Origin of the sequence: Stenotrophomonas sp. TWI809, from assembly GCF_039673205.1 — a bacterium.
Lineage (GTDB): Bacteria > Pseudomonadota > Gammaproteobacteria > Xanthomonadales > Xanthomonadaceae > Stenotrophomonas.
Genome location: NZ_JBDJLE010000010.1, coordinates 34,296 through 57,752, shown reverse-complemented (window position 1 = coordinate 57,752; position 23,457 = coordinate 34,296). Strand labels below are relative to the sequence as shown.

General features: G+C 68.4%; 15 protein-coding genes and 1 riboswitch. Of the genes, 7 read left to right on the top strand and 8 right to left on the bottom strand.

Going from position 1 to position 23,457, the window contains the following annotated elements:
* Positions 1-395: 395 nt before the first annotated feature.
* The 3 genes from ABE472_RS09830 to ABE472_RS09820 form a co-directional block, all read right to left on the bottom strand.
* Positions 396-1,037 carry a hemolysin III family protein gene (locus ABE472_RS09830; protein WP_172407499.1) on the bottom strand — a complete coding sequence of 214 codons (642 nt, stop codon included), beginning with the start codon at positions 1,035-1,037 and terminating at the stop codon, positions 396-398.
* Positions 1,038-1,136: 99 nt separating this feature from the next.
* Positions 1,137-2,741 carry a peptide chain release factor 3 gene (locus ABE472_RS09825; RefSeq protein WP_313210984.1) on the bottom strand — a complete coding sequence of 535 codons (1,605 nt, stop codon included), beginning with the start codon at positions 2,739-2,741 and terminating at the stop codon, positions 1,137-1,139.
* Positions 2,742-2,816: 75 nt separating this feature from the next.
* The gene (locus ABE472_RS09820) at positions 2,817-3,719 is read right to left on the bottom strand and encodes a M23 family metallopeptidase (RefSeq protein WP_313219752.1); all 903 of its coding nucleotides are present in this window, start codon (positions 3,717-3,719) and stop codon (positions 2,817-2,819) included.
* A gap of 117 nt (positions 3,720-3,836) precedes the next feature.
* Positions 3,837-3,957: riboswitch (SAM riboswitch) on the top strand.
* Positions 3,958-4,035: 78 nt separating this feature from the next.
* Here ABE472_RS09820 and ABE472_RS09815 point away from each other — a divergent pair.
* From ABE472_RS09815 to ABE472_RS09805, 3 genes are read left to right on the top strand one after another with little or no spacing between them, the layout of a single operon-like run.
* Positions 4,036-5,067 (top strand): homoserine O-succinyltransferase, encoded by a 1,032-nt coding sequence (locus tag ABE472_RS09815; protein ID WP_313219753.1) that lies wholly within the window; start codon positions 4,036-4,038, stop codon positions 5,065-5,067.
* A complete protein-coding gene (locus ABE472_RS09810) occupies positions 5,064-6,308 on the top strand; it encodes an O-succinylhomoserine (thiol)-lyase (protein WP_313210980.1) in 1,245 nt (414 codons plus the stop codon). The genes ABE472_RS09815 and ABE472_RS09810 overlap by 4 nt, the downstream gene beginning before the upstream one ends.
* Entirely contained in the window at positions 6,305-7,372 is a 1,068-nt protein-coding gene (locus ABE472_RS09805; protein WP_346466100.1) for a homoserine dehydrogenase, read from the top strand. Before ABE472_RS09810 ends, ABE472_RS09805 begins: the two co-directional genes overlap by 4 nt.
* A 120-nt stretch (positions 7,373-7,492) precedes the next feature.
* On the opposite strand, the gene ABE472_RS09800 is transcribed toward ABE472_RS09805, so the two are convergent.
* Positions 7,493-8,494: an alpha/beta hydrolase gene (locus ABE472_RS09800; protein WP_346466099.1), complete on the bottom strand. Its 1,002-nt coding sequence runs from the start codon at positions 8,492-8,494 to the stop codon at positions 7,493-7,495.
* A gap of 311 nt (positions 8,495-8,805) precedes the next feature.
* Complete coding sequence (locus tag ABE472_RS09795; RefSeq protein WP_123730460.1) at positions 8,806-10,188, bottom strand: L-serine ammonia-lyase; 1,383 nt, start codon at positions 10,186-10,188, stop codon at positions 8,806-8,808.
* Positions 10,189-10,285: 97 nt separating this feature from the next.
* Between ABE472_RS09795 and ABE472_RS09790 the strand changes: the two genes are divergently transcribed.
* Positions 10,286-10,504, top strand: a complete 219-nt coding sequence (locus tag ABE472_RS09790; RefSeq protein ID WP_313210975.1) for a glutaredoxin family protein — start codon at positions 10,286-10,288, stop codon at positions 10,502-10,504.
* A 149-nt stretch (positions 10,505-10,653) separates the two neighbouring features.
* Here the strand turns inward: ABE472_RS09790 and ABE472_RS09785 are convergent, their stop codons facing one another.
* The 3 genes from ABE472_RS09785 to ABE472_RS09775 are packed head-to-tail and all read right to left on the bottom strand — an operon-like array spanning position 10,654 to position 12,505.
* Positions 10,654-11,220, bottom strand: coding sequence for a YceI family protein (locus tag ABE472_RS09785; protein ID WP_019186059.1), 567 nt, complete (start codon positions 11,218-11,220; stop codon positions 10,654-10,656).
* 2 nt (positions 11,221-11,222) lie between these two features.
* The gene (locus ABE472_RS09780; protein ID WP_313219756.1) at positions 11,223-11,795 is read right to left on the bottom strand and encodes a cytochrome b; all 573 of its coding nucleotides are present in this window, start codon (positions 11,793-11,795) and stop codon (positions 11,223-11,225) included.
* Positions 11,792-12,505, bottom strand: a complete 714-nt coding sequence (locus tag ABE472_RS09775; RefSeq protein WP_313210970.1) for a YceI family protein — start codon at positions 12,503-12,505, stop codon at positions 11,792-11,794. The genes ABE472_RS09780 and ABE472_RS09775 overlap by 4 nt, the downstream gene beginning before the upstream one ends.
* A gap of 195 nt (positions 12,506-12,700) precedes the next feature.
* Here ABE472_RS09775 and ABE472_RS09770 point away from each other — a divergent pair, with 195 nt between their 5' ends.
* The 3 genes from ABE472_RS09770 (at position 12,701) to ABE472_RS09760 (ending at position 23,456) form a co-directional block, all read left to right on the top strand.
* Positions 12,701-16,249, top strand: a complete 3,549-nt coding sequence (locus ABE472_RS09770) for an ATP-binding protein (RefSeq protein ID WP_346466098.1) — start codon at positions 12,701-12,703, stop codon at positions 16,247-16,249.
* Between the two features lie 194 nt (positions 16,250-16,443).
* Entirely contained in the window at positions 16,444-19,950 is a 3,507-nt protein-coding gene (locus tag ABE472_RS09765; protein WP_346466097.1) for an ATP-binding protein, read from the top strand.
* Positions 19,947-23,456 carry a response regulator gene (locus ABE472_RS09760; RefSeq protein ID WP_346466096.1) on the top strand — a complete coding sequence of 1,170 codons (3,510 nt, stop codon included), beginning with the start codon at positions 19,947-19,949 and terminating at the stop codon, positions 23,454-23,456. The genes ABE472_RS09765 and ABE472_RS09760 overlap by 4 nt, the downstream gene beginning before the upstream one ends.
* Position 23,457 lies beyond the last annotated feature (1 nt).

Here is a 23,457-nt window from a genome sequence, read left to right as displayed (position 1 = left end):
TTGGTAAGGGTACTGTCAGGGTGAGGCGTGTCGACCGTCGGCGCCGCCGTTGTCGATGACTGCTCCAGGCGCGGTGCGTCGGCCATGCTTGGCATCCGGTCCAACCAGGATTCTGACCTTCTCAGGCCACCGGCCAAGGGTGAGCGGGGCGGTGCGGGTGGGTTGGCGGGACCATGAGCGCCATGGATGGCGCGACATGAGCCTCCAGGGACGGATTCACGGCGTGTCCCGCCGACCCACCCGTGCCGACCCCGCCTGGCGCATTCCTGACGCCCGAGTCGCTCTTGGTCTTGCTCTTGCCGTTGCCGTTGCTGTTGCTAGTCCTGGTGCTAGTGCTAGTGCTAGTGCTCTCGCTGGTCCGGGTGCCGTCGCACTTGCCTGGCAGAAAACAGCACTCAGAGAATCTGCGCCGTCACCGCAACGAAGTGGCACACACTCCCACCGATCACGAACAGATGCCAGATCGCATGCGAATACGGCACCGACTCCCGGTGATAGAACACCGTCCCCAACGTATAGAACACCCCGCCGGCCAACAGCCACCCCAGCGTCCACGCATCCAGCGAATGCCACATCGGCTTGATCGCCACCATCACCATCCAGCCCATCGCGATATAGATGATCGTCGACAGCAGCTTGAACCGGCCCGTGTAGAACAACTTGAACACCACCCCGAACAGCGCCAGCGCCCAGATTGCCGTGAACATCCCCCAGCCCCACGGACCCCCGCGCAGACCGATCAGCGTGAACGGCGTGTACGTACCGGCGATCAACAGGTAGATCGCACAGTGATCGAACACCTTCAGCCGGCCCTTGGCGACCGGATGCTGGATCGCGTGATAGAGCGTGGACGCCGTATACAACAGCAACAGCGCCACCCCGAATACGATCGCACTGGCCAGCTGCCAGCCGTCGCCATAGATGGCGGCCAGGGTGATCAGTACCGCACTGCCGGCCAGTGCAGCGACGGCGCCAAGCCCGTGGGTCAGGGCGCTGGCGATTTCTTCTCGAACGGAAACGACAGAGGTCATGGCGATGATCGGAGTGCGGGGAGGGGGAGCCCGCTCCCCCCTATCATCGCCGCGATGGCGCGCGCATGCACGCGCGCCTGTTCAGCCGGTAGACCGGTGGAGCGATCAGCTGACCGAGATGCTGTGCGCTGCTTCGCGGGTGGCCGCGAAGCGAACATCCGGTGCGCGCTCCTGCGCCAGCTGCAGGTTGACCCGCGTCGGTGCCAGATAGACCAGCTGGCCGGCGGCATCGATGCTCAGGTTGCCGGCGTTCTTCTCGCGGAACTCCTCCAGCTTCTTCTCGTTGCTGCAGGTGACCCAGCGCGCCGTGGTCACGCTGACCGGCTCGAAGGTGGCTTCCACGCCGTACTCGTCCTTCAGGCGATACGCCGCCACATCGAACTGCAGCACACCCACCGCGCCCAGGATCAGGTCGTTGCTCATCAGCGGGCGGAAGAACTGCGTCGCGCCCTCTTCGGAGAGCTGCGCCAATCCCTTCTGCAACTGCTTGAGCTTGAGCGGATCGCGCAGGCGTGCGCGGCGGAACAGTTCCGGCGCGAAGTTCGGGATGCCGGTGAAGCTGACCGCTTCGCCCTCGGTGAAGGTGTCACCGATGGAGATCGTGCCGTGGTTGTGGATGCCGATCACATCGCCCGGCCATGCCTCGGCGGCGATCTCGCGGTCGCTGGCCATGAAGGTCAGCGCATTGGCCAGCTTCATTTCCTTGCCGGTGCGCACATGGAAGGTCTTCATGCCGGCCACGAAACGGCCCGAGCACACCCGCATGAAGGCCACGCGGTCGCGGTGCTGCGGGTCCATGTTGGCCTGGATCTTGAACACGAAGCCGGTCAGCTTGTTTTCCTGCGGCGCGATGATGCGGCCAGTGGTCGCGCGCGGCTGCGGTGACGGTGCATGCTCGACGAAGAAATCCAGCAGCGGCTGCACGCCGAAGTTGTTCACACCCGAGCCGAAGAACACCGGCGTCTGCTTGCCGGCCAGGTAGGCCTCCACGTCGAACGGATGGCTGGCGCCCTGCACCAGTTCCAGCTCGTCACGCAGGTCGGCCAGCATGCGCTCACCGATCTTCTCGGCCAGCCCCGGCGAATCGATCGACGGGAAGATCGTCGAATCCTGGCGGGTGAAGTTGCGGCCCTGCTCGTACAGGTGCACCTCACCGCTGATCAGGTGGACCACGCCCTTCAGGCGCTGACCCATGCCGATCGGCCAGGTGACCGGCGCGCACTGGATGCCGAGCACGCTTTCCACTTCATCCAGAAGATCGATGGGCTCCTTGCCCTCGCGATCGAGCTTGTTGATGAAGGTCATGATCGGGGTGTCGCGCAGGCGGCAGACTTCCATCAGCTTGATGGTGCGCTCTTCCACGCCCTTGGCCACGTCGATCACCATCAGTGCCGAGTCCACCGCGGTGAGCACGCGGTAGGTGTCCTCGCCGAAGTCGGCGTGGCCGGGGGTGTCGAGCAGGTTGACGATCTTGCCTTCGTACGGGAACTGCATCACCGAGGAGGTGACCGAGATCCCGCGCTCCTTTTCCAGCGCCATCCAGTCGGAGGTCGCATGGCGCGCGGCCTTGCGGCCCTTGACCGAACCGGCCATCTGGATCGCACCGCCGAACAGCAGCAGCTTTTCGGTCAGCGTGGTCTTGCCGGCGTCAGGATGGGAAATGATGGCGAAGGTGCGGCGGCGCGCAGCTTCGGTAGCGACTTCGGACATGGCGTGACGCGCCCGCCCGGGGCGCTTTTCATGGAGATGAGCCGCCCAGTATAACGGGGGCGGGCGTAGCCGGGGTCAGGGCAGGGCGGATGCGCCGGCCTCGTCCGTTGTCCGGGCGAAGTGCAGCTCGCCGTGTGGGCTGACGATCCGTGCCGGGATCGAGCGCAGCCGCATGCCCGCATTGACCTGGACCGCGAAGTGCAGGTGCGGCGCGGCGCTGTAGCCGGTGTTGCCCGAGAGCCCGATCCGCTGCCCCGCCTGGACCTGCTCGCCCGGGCGGACCAGTACGCCGTGGTGCTGCAGGTGGGCATACACCGCCATGCTGCCGTCCTCATGCAGCACCCGCACCAGGTTGGCCCGGCCCAGATCGTGGTCCCGGTCCTGCCCATTGCCCTGATACCCGGCCTGGACCTGCATGACGGTTCCTGCCCGCGCCGCGAGCACGGGCGTGCCCTCGGGCAGGGCGAAGTCGATGGCCTCGCGGTTCTCTGCATCGTTGTGGCTGAACTGCCCCTGCGGTGCCTGGCTGACCTGGATGCGCGCGGCATCGAAGGGCAGGAGGTAGGTCACATTCTGCGGGCGCGCACCGGGGTCGCCCGGAACGGCCGTCAGATCCAGGCGGAGCGTGGTACTACCGGCCGGCGGCTGCAGGCGGGTCACCACGACGCTGGCGCCGGCGGCCACTACCGTCTGAACGGGTAGCCCCGGCAGCGCGGGGGCGCCGGCGGCGGCGCGCAGTTCGACCTGGACCGGCCCGGCCACGCGGTTGTCGACCCGGGCCTGCCAGCGGTCTCCAGCCCCTTCCAGGGTCAGTACGGCCAGGGCCGGCACCGGCGCGCCAGCGGTGCGCTGCGCCGGGGCAGCGGTTGCAGGCCGGTCGGCCCGCCAGCCGTTCCGCCAGTTCGCCCCCGGGCCGGCCCAGGCGTTCAGCACCGGCATCATCATCAGAATCACCGCGGTGAAACGTAAGCAGCGCAAGGCGTCGGCCGGTCAGGGAGGATCCCGGAGTATGCGCGACTGATGATCATCTGGAATATATATCGCTTCATGCCGATGAAGGGATTGACATGGGCCGGGAGCGCTGGCATCGTGGCTCCACCATCGAGACCGGCAGAGGGACAGGCCCTTTGAAGCCGGGGCAGCCCGCAGACGCGAAAGCGACCTGCGTAGGTGCCAAATCCTGCGGAGACCGTTGGTGTCTTCCGAAAGATGGTTCGAACCGTGCACCGTACGTGCGCTTCGAACGCGAGCTCCGCGAAAGCTCGATGGCCGTTTTCCTACTTTGGATACCGCCATGCGCTTCGCCACCGCCGCCCCTGTCGCCACCGACTCCTTCGCCCCGCTCAGCGTCCCCGTCGACGCCGGGCTGAACGCCGTGCGCGGCGATATCGCGGCGGTGCTGTCGATGCGTCACGGCGGACCGCGGCCGGTACGTCTGCGCTACGAATGCGTCGGCCGTGCCGATGCGCCGGTGGTGGTGCTGGCCGGCGGCATCTCCGCGCACCGCCATGTGGCGGCCAATGCCGAATTCCCCGAAAAGGGCTGGGCCGAGGGCCTGGTGGCCGCAGGTCGCGCGCTGGATCCGGCCTCGCTGCGCATCCTGGCGTTCGATTTCATCGGCGCCGACGGCGCGCTCGACCTGCCGATCGATACCGCCGACCAGGCCGATGCGCTGGCCTTGCTGCTCGACCATCTTGGCATCGCCCGCCTGCAGTGCTTCGTGGGCTACTCCTACGGCGCGCTGGTCGGCCAGCAGTTCGCGATCCGTCACCGCCAGCGCGTACAGAAGTTGATCGCGGTGAGCGGTGCGCATCGCCCGCATCCGTATGCCGCGGCCTGGCGTGCGCTGCAGCGCCGTGCGGTTGCGCTGGGCCAGCTTCAGTGCGCCGAGAGCCACGGGCTGTCGCTGGCGCGCCAGTTCGCCATGCTCAGCTACCGCACGCCGGAAGAATTCGGCGAACGCTTCGACGCCGCGCCGGAAGTGGTCAACGGCCGCGTGCGCGTTGCCGCCGAAGACTATCTGGATGCCGCCGGTGCGCAGTATGTCGCCCGCACCCCGGTCGATGCTTACCTGCGCCTGTCCGAATCCATCGACCTGCACCGCATCGACCCGGCCGCCATCCAGGTGCCGACCGTCGTGGTCGCTGTGGAAGGCGATCGCCTGGTCCCGCTGGCCGACTGCGTCGGCCTGGTCGAGGGGCTGGGCCCGCGCGGCAGCCTGCGCGTGCTGCGCTCGCCGTATGGCCACGACGCCTTCCTGAAAGAAACCGATCGCATCGACGCGATCCTCGCCACCGCTTTTCGATCCCCCGGAGAAACCGCATGAGCCGTTCCGCTGGTACCGAGCCGTCCTGTAGCCGCGTCACCGCCGCCGTGCGTGCCGGCATCGACCGTGACACCGCCCACGGCGCGGTGACCCCGCCGATCGTGCTGTCCTCGAACTTCAGCTTCGATGGCTTCGGCAACAAGCGCCAGTACGACTACACGCGCAGCGGCAACCCGACCCGCGATCTGCTCGGTGAAGCGCTGGCCGAACTGGAAGGCGGCGCGGGCGGGGTGATCACCTCCACCGGCATGGGCGCGATCAATCTGGTGCTCAATGCGCTGCTGCAGCCCGGCGATACGCTGGTGGTGCCGCACGATGCGTACGGCGGCAGCTGGCGCCTGTTCAACGCATTGGCGAAGAAGGGCCACTTCGGCCTGATCACCGCCGACCTGACCGACCCGCGCTCGTTGGCCGACGCGCTGGCACAGTCGCCGACGCTGGTGCTGATCGAAACCCCGTCCAACCCGCTGCTGCGCATCACCGACCTGCGCTTCGTCATCGATGCCGCGCACAAGGCCGGTGCCAAGGTAGTCGTCGACAACACCTTCCTGTCCCCGGCGCTGCAGCAGCCGATCAGCTTCGGTGCCGATCTGGTGCTGCACTCCACCACCAAGTACATCAACGGTCACAGCGATGTAGTCGGCGGGGCGGTGATCGCGCGTGATCCGGCGGTGCACGAGCAGCTGGTGTGGTGGGCCAACGCGTTGGGCCTGACCGGTTCGCCGTTCGATGCCTTCCTGACCCTGCGTGGCCTGCGTACGCTGGGTGCACGCCTGCGCGCACACCAGGAAAACACGGCGGCCGTGGTCGAGCTGCTGGCCGCCAGCGATGCAGTCGCCAGCGTGTACTACCCGGGGCTGGCCGATCACCCCGGCCACGCCATCGCAGCCCGTCAGCAGAGCGGCTTTGGCGCGATGCTGTCCTTCGAACTGGCCTCGTGCCCGGGCGAGGATCCGCATGCGGCGGTGCGCGCCTTCGTGGATGGCCTGCGCTGCTTCACCCTGGCCGAATCGCTGGGCGGCGTGGAAAGCCTGGTCGCGCATCCGGCGACCATGACCCACGCGGCGATGACCCCGGAAGCGCGTGCGCACGCCGGGATCAGCGAAGGGCTGCTGCGCCTGTCGGTCGGTATCGAGTCACCGGAAGACCTGGTGGCCGATCTGCAGGCCGGGCTGGAACGCGCCCAGGTCGTGATCGATCAGCACCGCGACGTGCAGCGCCGTAAACAGGTGGATGCATGAGCGCGGTGCTGAACCTGCCGCTGGGGGCCCACCGCAAGCTGGCCCTGCTCGGTACCGGCACGGTCGGCACCGCGTTCGTGCAACGGTACGCCGCGCTGCAGGATCGCGGCGTCACGCTGCCCGCGTTCTCGTGGCTGGCCAACTCACGCACGGCGCGCGCCTGCGAACAGACGCCTGCCGATGAGCTTGCACAGGCCAATCTGGCCGCGCGCGGTGCGGTCGCATTGCAGCCGTGGGCGGAAGCCGAGGGCCTGCAGCGCGGCGATGTGGTGGTCGATGCGACCGCCAGTGACGACGTAGCCAATTGGCACGAGCAGTGGCTGGCGCGGGGCGTGCACGTGGTGACTGCCAACAAGCTCGGCCAAGGCGCACAGTTGGCCCGTGCGCAGGCCATCGCCGACAGCGGCCAGCAGGGTGACGCGCGCTATGGCGACAGTGCCACCGTGGGCGCAGGCCTGCCGCTGCTGAGCAGCCTGCGCGCGCTGGTCGCCGGCGGCGACCGCATCCATCGCGTGGAGGGCGTGCTGTCCGGTTCGCTGGCGTGGTTGTTCCATCATTACGATGGCCAGCGTCCGTTCTCTGCGTGGGTGCGGGAGGCGGCCGAGGCCGGCTACACCGAGCCGGACCCGCGGGTGGATCTGTCCGGCGAAGATGTCCGACGCAAGCTGTTGATCCTGGCGCGCGCCAGCGGCATTGCGTTGCGTGCCGAGCAGGTACAGGTCGCCTCGCTGGTGCCGGAGGCACTCGCCGCGTTGCCGCCGGCCGAGGCGTTGGCGCAACTGTCACTGCTGGATGCGCCGCTGCAGCAGTATTGGCAGCAGGCCAACGACCAAGGTGGGTGCCTGCGCTTCGTCGGTGGCTTCGATCACGACGGTGCGTCGGTGGGGCTGCGTGTGCTCCCGCGCGACCATCCGCTGGCCGGCGGCGCGCAGACCGACAACCGGGTGGCGATTCATAGCGACCGGTATCACGCCCAGCCGCTGTTGATCCAGGGGCCGGGCGCCGGGGCGGAGGTTACCGCCGCCGCCTTGCTGGACGACGTGCTGGCGATCGTGCGGCGCTGATTGCCGCGCGATCCCAGCAAGGCACACGGTAGCGCCAGGGGTGGGCTTGCTGCGTCGGCGGAGAACGCTGAGGACGGCTGCTGCCACGCATGGCGTGGCACTACCGGGGGGCTGGGCAGGTCAGTCGTGTTGTGAGATTGCCTTCAGCAGTGCCGCATTGAACCGGTCCGGGTCCTGCACCTGTGGCGAGTGGCCGAGGTCTTCGAAGCTCACCAGGGTGGCGCCTGGGATCGCTGCCGCCGCCGCTTTGCCCAGCGCAGGGTAGTTGCCGAGCGTCGCTTTCAGGGCGGGCGGTGCCAGATCGCGGCCGATTGCAGTACGGTCGGTCTGGCCGATGAACAGCGTGGTTGGCACGGTCAGCCTGGGCAGCTCATGAACCACCGGCTGGTTGAACACCATGTCCGAGGTCAGCGCCTGGCTCCATGCCACCGCCTGTTTGCCGGGGCCGTCGTACATGCGTGACTGCATGCGCACCCATTGCTCGTACTCGGGCTTCCACTGGCCGTTGTAATAGACGTCGAGCTGGTACGTCTTGATGCTGTCGAAGCTGGTCTTCAGCTCGCCCGCATACCAGGCGTCCATGCTGCGCCATGGCACGCCCTTGGCCTTCCAGTCTTCCAGTCCGATCGGGTTGACCAGCGAGAGACTGAGGGTGCGCTGCGGGTACATCAGCGCGAAGCGCGCGGCGAGCATGCCCCCCATTGAATGGCCGACGATGTGCAGCTTGCCCTCGCCATAGCCCAGATGCTCCAGCAGCGCTTCGGTATTGGCAGCCAGCTGGCCGAACGAGTATTGATAGCGCTCGGGCTTGCTCGATTTGCAGAAGCCGATCTGATCCGGCGCGATCACCCGGTAACTGGCCGCACTCAATGCCGCGATGGTGTCCTTCCAGGTGGCCGCACAGAAATTCTTGCCATGCAGCAGCACGACCGTCCCGGCGAAGCCTTTGCCACCGGCGGGCACGTCGATGTAGGCCATCTCCAGCGGCTGGCGCTGGGACTCGAACCGGAAGATCTTCACGGGGTACGGATAGTCGAAGCCTTCCAGCCGCGGGCCGTAAGTCTCAGCGGCGAGGGTGGTCAGCGGCAGGCAGGCAAGCAGGGCGGCGGCCAGGATGCGCATGGCAGTCTCCATCGGGGGAAGTCCTGACTGTACCGGAGCGGCCGTGCAGGCGTACCGACGATGCCACCGGGAGCAGCCGACCAACGGTCGGCTCTACATCCGAGCGGCCGTGCAGGCGTACCGACGATGCCACCGGGAGCAGCCGACCAACGGTCGGCTCTACATCCGAGCGGCCGTGCAGGCGTACCGACGATGCCATCGGGAGCAGCCGACCAACGGTCGGCTCTACATCCGAGCGGATGTGCAGGCGTGCCGATGATGCGAACGGGAGCAGCCGACCAACGGTCGGCTCTACCGCCGGGGGCGGTGGATCAGCACTCGATGACGTTGACCGCCAGCCCGCCGCGGCTGGTTTCCTTGTACTTGTCCTGCATGTCGCGGCCGGTGTCGCGCATGGTCTTGATGACCTTGTCCAGCGAGACCTTGTGCTTGCCGTCGCCGCGCATGGCCATGCGTGAGGCATTGATCGCCTTGACCGCGCCCATCGCATTGCGCTCGATGCAGGGAATCTGCACCAGCCCGCCGATCGGGTCGCAGGTCAGGCCGAGGTTGTGTTCCATGCCGATCTCGGCGGCATTCTCGATCTGGCTCGGGTTGCCGCCGAGCGCGGCGACCAGGCCGCCGGCGGCCATCGAGCAGGCCACGCCCACTTCACCCTGGCAGCCCACTTCGGCACCGGAGATCGAGGCGTTTTCCTTGTACAGGATGCCGATCGCCGCCGAGGTCAGCAGGAAATCGAACACACGCTGTTCGTTGGCACCGGGGCAGAAGCGGTCGAAATAGTGCAGCACCGCTGGCAGTACGCCGGCTGCGCCGTTGGTCGGTGCGGTCACCACGCGGCCACCGGCGGCGTTTTCTTCGTTCACGGCCAGCGCGTACAGGTTGACCCAGTCCAGCGTGGTCAGCGGGTCGCGCATCGCCGCTTCCGGCTTGGAGGACAGTTCGCGGTACAGCGCCGGGGCGCGGCGTGATACATGCAGGCCGCCGGGCAGGGTACCTTCCTGGCGGATGCCGCGCTCCACGCAGGCCTGCATGGCGCTCCAGATCTCGCGCAGGCTGTCGCGGATCTCGTCCTCGGTACGCCAGCACTTTTCGTTCTCGAACATCATCTGGGCGATGCTCAGGCCACTGCGGGCGGTCTGCGCGAGCAGCTCATCGCCGCTCTTGAACGGGTAGGGCAGCGGGGTTTCATCGGGCACGATGCGGTCATCGGCCGCGTCATCCTGGTTGACCACGAAACCGCCGCCGACGGAGTAGTAATCGCGCGTGGCGATCACCTGCTCGTCCGCACCGTAAGCCGTGAAGCGCATGCCGTTGGTGTGGTACGGCAGCTTCTGGCGCTTGTTCAGGCCCAGGTCGCGCTTCTCGTCGAAGGCGATCTCATGCTGGCCCATCAGGCGGATGCGCTTGCTGCTGCGGATGCGCTCGAGCGTCTCGGGGATGATGTCCGGATCGATCAGGTTCGGGCGCTGGCCTTCCAAACCGAGCAGCACCGCCTTGTCGGTGCCATGGCCACGGCCGGTCAGGGCCAGCGAGCCATAGACGTCGGCGCGGATGCGCACCACGTCCTGCAGATGGCCCGGATCGAGCAGCCAGCGGTGCACGAAACGTTCGGCAGCCTTCATCGGTCCTACGGTGTGCGAAGAACTCGGGCCAATGCCGATCTTGAAAACGTCGAACGTGCTGACAGCCATGATTGCCAAACTGCGGGTATCGGATGGAGCGCTATTCTATGCGCTTCGTGCCGCCGGCTCTGGCTGCGGCGCAACATTTTCCGAGGTGGGTGGGCCGGTGTTTACCTTGTACCAGCGTGATGACTGCCAGTTGTGCGACCAGGCCTTGACGGTGCTGGCGCAGGCCCGGGTGGCCGATCTGGACAGTGTGTTCATCGATGACGACCCCGCGCTGGAGGCCCGCTACGGGCTGCGGGTGCCGGTGTTGCGCGATGCGCGGGGCCGCGAGCTGGACTGGCCGTTCGATGTGGCGGCGGTAGACGCGTGGATCCGGTAGAGCCGACCGTTGGTCGGTTGCCCTGGCGGCGATGACGTCCTGGCAGCCGACCAACGGTCGGCTCTACCGCGGGCGTCGTTGCTCTGGAGGCCGACCAACGGTCGGCTCTACCCGGTTTGGGCGAGCCGGCCGGCACCCGTCCGGTCGGGTTACTTTGCTTTGAGCACGACCTTCGTGCTGATCGCGGTCTCGTTCGGAATGGTCTTGGTATCGGCCCAGTCGCCGCCGCCCACGCCGAAGTCCAGGCGCTTGACCGTGGCCTTGCCGGCCAGCACGGGCTGCGCGCCCGGGGTCCAGGTGAAGGTCAGGGTGACCGGCTTGCTCACGCCGCGCAGTTCCAGCGTGCCGTCGGCGGCGTACTGGTTGTTGCCCAGCGAGCGGAACTTGGTGGCGCTGTACTTGGCCTGGGCGAACTTGCCCACGTTGAAGAAGTCCGCGCCCTGCAGGGTCGAATCGCGGTCGCTGTTGCCGCTCTTGGCGCTGGCCAGCGGAATGGTCACTTCCAGCTTGGCATCGTCCAGCTTGGCCGGATCGAAGCTGATCCGCGTATCGAAGCCCGGGAAGGTGCCGGTGAACACTTCGCCGTCGTACTTGGTGGCGAAGGCCAGTACCGAGCCAGGCGCCTGCACGTAATCGGCGGCCAGGACCGGGGCGGTGGCCAGCAGGCCGGCCAGGGCGGCGGCGACCGCGGCGGGGGAGGTGAGCTTGATGTTCATGGTCAATCCTTCTGGGGGGAGGCAAGCCAGCGCTGCGGGAGCATGCGCGCAAGCGTGGCATCGCGTTGGTAAAAATGGTGATAAAGCGCGGCACCGGCATGGGCCAGGACCACGGCGATCAGCAGCCAGAAGCCCCACTCATGGATGGCGTGCGAGATCTGGGTGACGCGTTCGTCCGGTGGGCTCAGCTTCGGCACGTCGACCAGGCCGAACCAGCGGAACGGACGCAGGCCGCTGGCCGAGTCGTACAGCCAGCCCGACAGCGGAATGCCGAACATCAGCACGTACAGCAGCCAATGCGTGGCGGAGGCGATGCGCTCCTGCCAGGTCGGCGTGCCTGGGACCGGATGGGGTGCGCCGGCGTACAGGCGCCACAGCAGGCGGGTCACGACCAGCGCCAGCACGGTGATGCCGATCGATTTGTGCATGGTGTAGACCCAGAAGTACTTCGGGGTCTTGGGCAGTTCGCCCATGGTCAGCCCGACGATGCCGAGGGCGAGGATCAGCACGGCGATCAGCCAGTGCAGGGTCTGGCTGACACCGCCCCAGCGGGTCGGCGTGTTCTTGGCGGTCATGGCGTGGTCTCCTGGACCGGCTGTGGGGTATCTGAGTCGATTGGCGCGGCCGGAGTTCCCGGCGCATCGGTGGGCGCGGCATCGGCAGGATCGCCGGCGTTGCGATCACGCACGGCTTCGGCCTCGATCCGCAGCTGCACCTCATCGCCGATCATCGAGGCCCAGCCATCCACGCCGAAGGCACTGCGGCTGAGCGTGGCGGTGGCCGAGAAGCCGGCGGTACGGCGGAACGGCGGCAGTGGATGGCGCTTGAGCGCATTGAGGGTGACGGCCAGCGTGACCTCGCGGGTCACCCCCCGTACGGTGAGCTGGCCGGTAACGTTGGCGTGGGTCGGATCGATGGGCTCGACATGCGTGGAGACGAACCGCGCCTGGGGGAAGCGCTCACCGTCGAGCAGGTTGCGCGCCAGCGTGGCGGTGTTCCATTTGTCATCGCCCAGGTCCAGCCGCTGGATCGGTACGCTGACCTCCAGGCGTGCCGTGCGCCAGTCGTCCGGGTCGAATACCAGCACGCCTTCGCTGCCGGACACGGTGCCCAGCGCATGGGAGAAGCCGGCATGCTCCACCGCGAACAGCACGCGGGTATGCACCGGATCGATGCGGTAGCTGTCGGGGGCGGCAGTGGCGAGCAGCGGGGTGGCGGCCAGCAGCAGGGAAAGTGTCAGGCGCTTGAGCACGGCGCAGCCTCCATCAGGGTCTGGGGCGATCATACGCACAGCCACGTCATCGGATGCAGCGTCATGGCTGCAACAGATCGTGGTGCGGCGGACAACAGCGCCGCCCGCCTGTGCTGTCTCGCTCGCCCAGGGCGGAAACAGCCCGTTCCATCCACGGCAGCCGACTCAGAATGCGGACACCGTCCTGATCGCTGTGTGACAATCCGCACCAACAGGGAGACCGGATCGATGAGCACGCGCCGCTGGGGTGCAGGCATCGTGCTGTTGGGGCTGTGGTTGTGCGCAGTGCCGCCAGTGTTGGAAGCCGCAGGGACATCGGCAGAAACGCCACGCTTGCGCCGTCTGGGCGCGGCCGAGGGCATGCCGTCGCGCATGGTGCTGGCGCTGGCCCAGGATCGCCAGGGCTATATCTGGGCCGGTACCGATGATGGCCTGGCCCGCGTGGACGGCGTTGGCCTGCGGGTGTGGCGGCATGATCCGGACGCGCCCGGCTCGCTGCCCGGCAACGAAGTGGAAACCCTGCTCATCGATCCACAAGACCGGGTCTGGGTGGGCAGCAATGGGGTTGGCCTGAGCATGCTCGGCCCCGACCGCAGCGCGTTCGCGCGGTTCCCCGAGCTCAATGCCGCGTGCGAGGGCCAGTTCTGGTCGCTGGCCTATGCCGCGCAATCGCTGTGGATCGGCACCAACCAGCACGGCATCTGCCGCCGCAGCGAGGACGGCACGCTGGTCAGGTACCAGGCCGCGCCGGACGATCCGCGCAGCCTGCCCGACAACACCATCTACAGTCTGTTGGCCGATCCGCAAGGGCGTGTCTGGGTAGGCACTTCCAATGGCGTTGCCCGTTGGGATGGCGATCGCTTCACCCGGATCGCGCCGGCCCTGCTCGGTGGAAAAAGCGTGTTCCGCCTCACCCGTGAGCCTGATGGCACGGTCTGGGCGGGCACCGAAGGTGGGCTGTTCCAGATCGGTGCCGATGATCAGGTCCGGCCCGCACCCTGGACGCTCAGTGCCGATGTGCGTGCGGCCACGGTCATCCATGACCGCAATGGCGGCTATTGGCTGGGCACGGCTGATGGCCTGTACCGCGGCGATGCGAGTGCGGTGCGGCTGCTCGCCGGCGACGCCGGCAGTGGCTTCCTGACCGCGCGCAGCGGCGTGCTGGACATGCTGCAGGACCACGAAGGTGGACTGTGGGTGGCGATGCTGACCCAGGGGCTGGCGTATCTGCCGCCAGACTGGAAGCGCTTCTCCAGCTGGTACCAGCTCGACGGCAAGCCATTGGACAGCGCCTATCTGCTCGGCGCGGCAGCGCTGGGCGATACGTATTACATCTCCGGTGCGCACGGTCTCTATACGCTGGATGCGCAGGGCCAGCTGCGCCAGATCGCCGACGACAAACAGATCGGAGTGGGCGCGGCGTGGTCGCTGCTGCCGCGCGAAGATGGTGCGGTGTGGATCGGACGCGCCGGTCGATTGAGCCTCTATCAACCCGCCACGCGCACGCTGCGCGAGTGGAAGATCGGTGGCGGGGCGGACGTGCGCCAACGCATCGATCTGATCCGTCAGGCGCCGAATGGCGACCTGTGGCTGTCGATCATGAACTTCGGCATCCAGCGTCGGGATGCCCAGGGCAACGTGCTGGACACCATCCGCAATGACCAGCACCGTGGGCTGACCGAGAACCCGGTTGAACAGATGGTGTTCGATCCGCGTGGGCAGCTGTGGGTGATGGGCGACAGCATGGGCTTGATGCGGTGGCGCAATGGCCGCTTCGAGCAGGTGCCGGGCGTTTCCCGCGGCAGCATCTACGATGCGGCCTGGACCGGCCCGGATGAACTGTGGCTGGCACGCCAGGGCGCGCTGGAGCGCTATCGCTGGGATGGCCTGAGCATGAGCCTGCGCGAACGTGTCGGCGCTGCCCAGGGCCTGCCTGCTGTGTCGATGGGCGGGCTGGCGCTGGGCAGGCACGGGCAGGTCTGGGCAACCACCCCGCGTGGGTTGATCTGCTGGCAGGGCGCCGAACGGCGGCTGCGCTTGTATGGCGAACGCGATGGGCTGCCGGATGTGGAGTTCAGCAACCGCCCGCCGGTGCAGACACGCGACGGTCGTGTCCTGGCAGTGACCGCGACCGGGTTGGTCGGCTTCGATCCGGATGCGGCGGACATGCTGTTGCCGCCATCGCAGCTGGTGATCGACAGCGTGCAGGTCCGCCGTGACGATGCCGAAGGGCAGCAGATGCTGCCGACGCAGGCACCGATCGTGCTGGGGCCGCAGGACCGCGATCTGATCGTGTCCGCGCGTCTGCTTTCATTCGCCAACCCGCACGGCAACCGCTATCGCTACCGGGTGTCCGGCTATGACCAGAACTGGGTGATGCAGGCGGCCGACGGCGAACGCCTGCTCTCGCGCCTGCCCGCCGGGCACTATCGCATCGAGGTGCAGGCCGCGACTTCGCAGGGCGCGTGGACGCCGCCCAGCACGCTGGATCTGGAGGTGCGTCCGCCATGGTGGCGCAGTGGCTGGGCGATCGTGGGCTATGCGCTGCTGGGCCTGATCGGGATCGCCGCGCTGGCGTACGTCGCACGTGCGCGCCTGCGCCGTCGCCAGCAATGGCAGCTGACGGTGCACAAACAACAGTTGGCCGAGCAGGCGTCACAGGCCAAGAGCCGGTTCCTGGCCACGCTGGGGCATGAAGTGCGCACGCCGATGACCGGTGTGCTGGGCATGAGCGAACTGCTGCTGTCCACCTCGCTGGATGACGTGCAGCGCGGCTACGCCGGCTCGATCCAGCATGCCGGCAAACACCTGCTGCGGCTGGTCAACGACGCGCTGGATCTGGCCCGCATCGAGGCTGGGCGACTGGAACTGGATCTGCGGCCGTTCGATCTGATGTCGTTGCTGGACCAGGTCGAGGCCTTGATGGAACCGATGGCCCATCACCGTGGCCTGGCCTTCGAGCGCAGCTTCAACCTGCCCGGTCCGGTGCAGGTCAGTGGCGACGAGATGCGCGTGCGCCAGATCCTGATGAACCTGCTCGGCAACGCGATCAAGTTCACCGAGCATGGCCATGTGGGCCTTGGCGTCGAGCTGCTCGACGGCGGGCGCGCGATCATCTTCGAGGTCTCCGATACGGGGCCGGGCATCAACCAGGACCAGCAGGAGCGGTTGTTCCACCGCTTCGAACAGGCCGATGGCCCTCGCACCGCATCGCGTTATGGCGGCAGCGGCCTGGGCCTGGCGATCTGCCAGGAACTGGCGGTGGCGATGGGCGGCCACATCCGGATCGACAGCCGGCTGGGCGATGGCGCCCGCTTCTCCGTCGAACTGCCGCTGCCGTGGACCGTGCAGTCGGCTGCGGCGTCGGGTGAAACCGGCCTGGAGACGCGCACGCAGCTGCCGCCCCTGCGCATCCTGCTGGTGGAGGACGATGCCACCGTGGCCGATGTGATCGCCGGGCTGCTGCGCACCCGTGGGCATGACGTGGTGCATGTGCTGCACGGCTTGGCGGCATTGTCCGAAGTCGCTGCGGGGAGCTTCGATGTCGGGTTGCTCGATCTGGATCTGCCGGCGCTGGATGGTATTGCCATTGCCGGACAGCTGCGCGCAATGGGCTATGAGCTTCCTTTGATCGCGGTGACCGCACGCTCGGATGCCTACGCCGAGCAGCAGGTGCGGGCGGCCGGATTCAACGGTTTCCTGCGCAAGCCGGTGACCGGTGACATGCTGATCGATGCGATCGTGCAGGCCCGCGCCGGGAAGTCGCCGCGACACTGATCAGCCGAGGCGCTGTGCGCATCGGTGCGATCAATGCCATTCCTCGAAGTTTCTTTTTTGATCTGAAATTTCATTGATCGGACTGTGACCGGGTCCAGATCCTGCCAGCCCCCTTCGCGTGGCTTCGACATACCGTGCTGTTCATGCCGGAGAGCAAGGTCGGGGTACGCGTGGGGGGAGGCCGATCCGCACCGATGGGCAATCGCTGGGCTGCGGTGATGCTGGGTCTCGTGCTCTGGCTGCCGGTCCCTGTTCTGGCCGGCGATCCCGTCACGGCGCCCTGGCCCCGGCCGCTGGGCCCTGCAGACGCGCTGCCGACTGCGGCGCTGCGTGCGGTCGTGGAAGACCGCGACGGCTATCTGTGGTTCGCCAGCGACGATGGACTGCTGCGCTTTGATGGTCATCGTTTCAGCGCGTGGCGAAGGGAGCAGGGGCTGCCGGATGTGGACGTGCGCGCGCTGCATCTCGATGCGCAGAACCAGCTCTGGCTGGCGACCGCCTCGCAGGGCCTGCTGACGCTGTCTGCTGATCGCCGCGTGATCCAGAGCATGCCGGGCAATGGCGCGGTGGTCCTGCCCCGCATCGGCGTCGAGCAGATCACCAGCACCCCCGACGGTGTGGTGTGGGTGGGTACCCTCGACGATGGCCTGTTCGCACGGCAGCCTGACGGCCGCTGGCAACGCGTGCCGTTGCAGCTGCACGGTGGCCCCGTGCGCCGGGTGACTGCCCTGATCACCGACCACCAGGGACGGCTCTGGATCGGGACGCCGGCGGGGGCACTGCGGCGTGAGGAACATCGTTTCATCCAGGTACCGCTGCACGATGACCAGCACGTTGACGTGCACGTGCTCTGGCCCGATCCGGACGGCGGGGTGTGGGTGCGCACATCGCGGGGCGTCCACCGGTGGCGCGACGGCGCGGTGCATCGGATGCCGGAGGACACGGAGATGCCGGTGCTGCGCAGTACCGCGGGCGACCTCTGGAGCGCCGGCGCAAGCGGACTGCGACTTCATGCGCGCGGGCAGACGTCGCAGCCGGTGCCGCTGCGTGGATACTCCGGGGCCGTGATGAGCACTGCCGTGGTCAGCCAGGCGATGGAGGACCGGGTCGGCGGCCTGTGGTGGATCGGCCGCGGCGAGGGCCTGTGGCACCTGCCGGCGCGGTGGCGCCAGTTCACGCTGCTGGCGGCCGCCCGTGACGGTTGGCCCGGACTCGATGGCGACCACGTGCTGGCCCTGGCGCCCGCCCATGGCAGGCGGGTGTGGATCGCCAGCGACCACGGGCGCCTGCAGCGCGTGGACACGGTGAGCGGGCGTAGTGACCTGGGCCTCGACTACCGCCCCGATCACCTGCGTGCGGGCACCGTGGCGATCGCCGAAGACCGTCGCGGTCAGGTATGGGTGGCCAGTGGCAACACGTTGTCGCGCTACCTGCCGGGCAGCGATGGGCGTCGTCACTGGTTGTTGGGCGTGGACGGCGATGCGGGGAGGGTCGATCTGCAGGCCTGCGGCGACGGATCGTTGTGGCTCGGCCGTGCCGACCGTATCCAGCGACGCGATGCCGACGGTGTGCTGCAGTTGTCCGCCGCGCCGCACACCCTCGGGTTGGTGCCACCGAGCCACGGCCCCCAGTTGCTGTGCGATGACAATGGCCTGTTGTGGGCAACCGACCGCAGCGGCATCAAACGCTGGCTGCCGGCACAGGGACGTTTCGCCGCCGTCGAGGGAGCGCCGCGCGGTGAAGCCGGGGCGATCGCCCGCGGCGAGGATGGCCACTACTGGATCAGCAGCCTCGGGGTACTGCGCCGCTACCGCTGGGATGGCCAGCAGCTGCGCAAGACCCACAGCTTCGGGCCCACGCACGGGTACCCGCGTCTGCTGGCACGCGCACTGGTGGTCGACGCAGCGGGCATTGCATGGGCAGGCGATGCACGTGGCCTGATCCGGGTTGACCCGCATGGCGGCGGCGTACGTCAGTTCGGCGGCGATGAGGGGCTGCCGGCCCAGGGCGTGCTGCCGCACGGTCTGGTGCGCGCCGCCGAGGGTCGGCTCGCCGCAGCGGTCAGCGAAGGCGGGCTGTTGCTGATCGATCCGGCCGGTGTCGCGGGCCCTGAACGCGCGCCGGGCCTGGTCATCCATGCGATCACCGCTCGCCGTGGCAAGGCGCAGATCACGCTGCCGGTCGGCGCCGGCCCGGTGCCGCTCACCGGCGCTGATCGGCACGTGCGCGTTGCCGCGCGGCTGCTCAGTGGCGGTGCGCCGTCGCACATGCAGTATCGGTTCCGGCTGCAGGATCACGAGGCCCAGTGGCAGGAAAGTGATGCCACTGGCCTGCGCGTGTTCGAGCGTCTGCCGGTGGGGCTGCAGACGCTGGAGGTGCAGGCCAGGCAGGCAAACGGCCGGTGGTCGCCGGTGCGCCGGGTGACATTGCAGGTGGCCCCGGCATGGTGGCAGGCGCCGCCGGCCCGGTGGGCAGCCACGGCCGCCGGGCTGGGCGCGGTGTGGCTCTGGGGATGGCGCTTGCACGTACGCCGCGGTCGACAGCGGCGCTGGCGCTGGCTGCGCGCCCGGCAGGGGCATGCCGAGCGCGCATCCGTGCAGCGCACCCGCTTCCTGACCTCGCTGGGGACCCGCATCCGGGTGCCGATGACCGCGGTGCTGGGATGGAGCGAACTGCTGCTGCGCTTGCCGCTTCCGCCACCCCAGCGCAGCCGGGTCAGCAGCCTGCACTACGCCGGCGAACACCTGCTGCGGCTGATGGATGACGCGCTGGACATGGCAAGCATCGAATCGGGGGAACTGCAGTTGCAGCCTGCACCGTTCGTGCTGCAGCAGATGATCGAAGCGCTGCACGCGCTGCTGCTGCCGGTGGCGCAGGGCAAGGCGCTTGCGCTGGAGTGGCACAGCACGCTGCCGGCCTCGGCGTGTGTCATCGGCGATGCGCGTCGCCTGCGCCAGATCCTGCTCAACCTGCTCGGCAACGCGCTGAAGTTCACCGCACGGGGAACGGTACGGCTGGAGGCGCACGGCGTAAGCGATGGCCAAGGGGTCGTGCTGCGGGTGTGCGATACCGGGCCGGGCATGACGCCGGCGCAGTGCCAGCGCCTGTTCCAGCGTTTCGAACAGGCCGATGGCGCGCGGACCGCGGCCCGTTACGGCGGCAGTGGGCTGGGATTGTCGATCTCACGCGATCTGGCGGTGGCCATGGGCGGCGATATCACCGTGACCAGCGTTCCCGGCCAGGGCACCTGTTTCCAGGTGGCGCTGCCATTGCCGCGCGGTGAGCTCCCCACCGCCATCGTGGCATCGTGTGCGCCGCCGGGACCGGCTGCGGCCGGCGCACTGCGGGTGCTGGTGGTCTGTCCGTCAGCGGTCGTTGCCGAAGTGCTGCTGGCCATGCTGGCCTCTCTGGGCCATCTGCCCGTGCACTTTCCTGGCGCGGATGCATTGCCGCCCACCGCCGCGGACGGCGCGGGTTGGGACGTCATCGTGGTCGATCCAGCCCTTTGGATCGATGGCGAACGCGTGGGGTCACGCCTGTCGCGGAGGTGGCCGGGGGTGCCACGGGTTGCGCTGTCTGCGCGCGCGGATGCCGTTGCGCAGCGCGAGGCGATCGCGGCCGGCTTCGAGCTGTTCCTGCGCCTGCCGGTGAGCCGGGCGGCGTTGGGCGATGGGCTGGCCAGATGCCGGCGCAGCGCATGAGCGGCCTGCCGCGCCCATGGCGCCGGTGCGGATGGTGGGGGCTGCTGTTCTGGCTGCTGCAGGCGTTTCCGGTGCTGGCGCTGTCCAGCCATGGCATACGGATGACGACAGTCGACGGATTGCCGTCCAACGTGGTGCATCAGATCGTGGAGGACCGCAAGGGCTATCTCTGGTTCGCGACCGGCGACGGCCTGGCGCGCTATGACGGCAGCGGGTTCCGGATCTGGCGGATGGAACACGGTCTGGCCGACAACGTGGTGCGCAGCCTGGCCCTGGATGGCCGTGACCAGCTATGGATCGGCACCGGCAACGGCTATCTGCAGCGTCTTTCGTCGGACCGCCAACAGTTCGCCCGGTGGGCGGGGCCGCCGGCACCCACCGTGGCGGCCAGCCCGATTCTGGCGATCCAGCCCATGGACGATGGCAGCGTCTGGTTTGGTACCCGCGATACCGGTCTGTTCCGGCTCGACCGCGATCACCTCCTGCGTCAGCACCTGCCGGCCGCTGGCGGTGGTGGTTTGCCGTCGGCACGGGTGGAGTGGCTCGTGTCAGATCCGCACGGCGGCCTGTGGATCGGCAGTGCCGCCGGGCTGGCGAGATGGCAGCACGATCGGTTCCAGACGCCTGCGATGCTGGGGGCTTCCACGCGGCCGGTGACCGCGCTCGGCCTGGATTCGCAGGGGCGGTTGCATTCCAGCACGGCCGAGGGGTCGCGGGTGCGGCAGCTGCCGTCCTTGCAACCCGTTGCCGGGCACCGCACACCGGCCCGTTGGCTCGGGCCGGCGTGGCGCGGCGGGGACTGGTTCGGCGATGGCGACCAGGTGTGGTGGCAGGATCAGCACGGCCGGAACCACCACGCACTCCAACTGCCCCGGCCGCACGGGCGCGATGTGTCGCGCATCGGGCGGGTGTTCGAGGATCGGCAGGGGCGGGTCTGGTTGTCGGGAAGCCGCCAGGGCGTGTGGCGACTCGGCGCCCAGTGGCGGCACCTGGAGCGTTTTGCCGCACCGGCGGGACCCATCTCCGCTGCGGCAGGCAGCCTGGCCCCGACGGCAGATGGCCACGCATGGTGGGCACGCGGCGGCACACTCGCCCGTCTCTCGCCGGAGCAGGGCTTCCCCCACACGCGGTGGTCCTATGCACAGGATCCAGCCCGTGCCGATCGCCACGTGGTGGTTGAAGATCCGCAGGGCGTGGTGTGGGTCTTCGCGGCGCCGTGGCTGACCCGGTTCGATCCGTCGCGCCGGCGTCGGCAGCGCTGGCAGGTGGGGCCGGCCGGTGTGTCGTCGGGGACGTCGCCGCAGGCCGCATTGCTGGCCTGTGGCGATCGAGTGTGGCTCGCCGGCAATGGCCGCGTGGAGCAGCGTTCGGGCGATGGCAGGGTCCTGGCCAGTGCTGCCTACGAGGCGGCGGGCCTGCGTCCGGGCGTAGCGGGATTCGCGCTCCAGTGCAGCCCCGGCGGAGAGGTATGGCTGGGGGATGGCGAGGGTCTCAAACAGTGGCACGTGGCCGCCAGCCGTTTTCTCCCGGTGCCGGGCAGCGGGCGGCGGGAGATCGGCGCGCTGCATCTGGGCACCGATGGGTGGCTCTGGGCGGCCGATGCGGAAGGATGGTCGGCCTACCAGCATGCGCCTGGCCGCCCGCCTCACAGCCGGCGGGTTGACGCGGGGCAGGGAATACCAGCCGCATTGCCACGCGGATTGACCGACGCCCAGGATGGTGCGCTATGGGCCACTACGGCGCGCGGGGTGGTGCGTCTTGCCCCGGATCGCGGCAGTGCGCGGCTGTACACCGCCGATGATGGCCTGCCGATGATGGTGTTCGATAACGGACTGGTTGCTGCCGGAGCGCATCTGCTCGCCATGGAGGCCAAAGGCGACGTGCTCGTATTGCATCCGGCGGGCATGGTCGACGCCACGACGCCGGCCTCGCTGGTGATCGACCAGGTGAAGGTGCGCCGACAGCGGCGCTGGGTCGAGCTGCCTTCCACCGATCCGCTGCAGCTCAACGCCGATGATCGCGACATCCAGTTGTCGGCGCGCCTGCTGAGCGGCCGACCCGATGGGGTGACGGGGTATCGATTCCGGCTGCGGGGCGAAGACCCCGAATGGGTCCGCGCCGGGCGACGCGGCACGCGCGGCTTCCCCCGTCTGCCGGCCGGTGAGCATGTACTGGAATTCCAGGCACGTGACGTGGATGGGCAATGGTCGGCCCTGCAGCAGGTGCACCTGCATGTGGCCTACAACGGGTGGGCGCATCCTGGGGCGTGGGTGTTGCTGTGGCTGCTCGCCGCCAGTGCGGGCACGTTGCTGGTGTGGGCGCTGAGGCAGCGGCGGCAGCGAGCGCTCGCCTGGCGGGCCGCCACGCGTCGCCAGGCACGGGCCGAGCAGGCCGCGCAGGCCAAGGCGCGCTACATGGCCACGCTTGGGCATGAAGTCCGGACACCACTCACCGGTGTGCTTGGCATGAGCGAACTGCTGTTGACCACGCCGCTGCCAGCCGGCGCGCACGAACAAGTGCTGCATATCCAGCAGGGCGGGCGTGCATTGCTGCAGGTGGTGGACGAGGCGTTGGAGATGGCCAGGCTGCAGGCCGGCAAGGTGACGCTGCATCCGCGGGGCTTTGCCATCGGGCCGTGGTGGGACGAGGTACACGCCGCCGTGGCCGGTGGTCTGGAGGCGGGTGGCTGCCGCCTCGCGTTGGCTCCGCCAGTGCAGCCCGGTGCCAGCGTCGTGGGCGACCCGGACCGGTTGCGGCAAGCCGTGGCACTGTTCGCGTGCGGGTTGGCAGAGCAGATCGGGGCGGTGCGGTTGACCCTGCGCATCGGCTGGCGGCCAGGCCGCAGTGGCCTGCTGATGGATGTGCTCGCCGAACCGGGGGCCTGTCCGTCTCCAGCGACGTTGCAGGTGCGCGAGGCGCTGGCCGATGTCGATGTACTGATCGGCGCGATGCACGGGCACGTGAGCGTGGTGCGGCTGCCTGATCACCGCTGGCAGGCCACGCTGAGTGTCCCGCTGGAAGGCTGCCAGCCGATCGAGCCCCACGCGGCGGCACCGCAGGGCGACGCGCTCGATGCCCTGCAGGTCATGCTGGTGGAAGATGATCCCCTGGTGGCCGAGGTGGTCGGCGCACTGCTGCGGCTGCGCGGTCACACCGTCGTCCATGCCGCGCACGCGCTGGCGGCACTGACCGCGCTGGCCCGCCCCGGCACACAGCTGATGCTGTTGGATCTGGACCTGCCGGGCATGGACGGGCTGTCATTGCTGCGCCTGCTGCGTCAGCAGGGCCAACGCCTGCCGGTACTGGTGCTCACGGCGAGACGGGAGCCGGACCTGGAGATGCAGGTCATCGCCGCAGGGGCGGACGGTGTGGTGCACAAGCCGCTGCAGGGCGATGTGCTGCACGCGGCGATACAACGGCTCGCCTTGCCGCGCGTGGATCGTGCCGGCGCAGGGAACGGTTTACTATGCGGGGCGTTGCCCGACGACCGGGGTGGTCAGGGGTGAC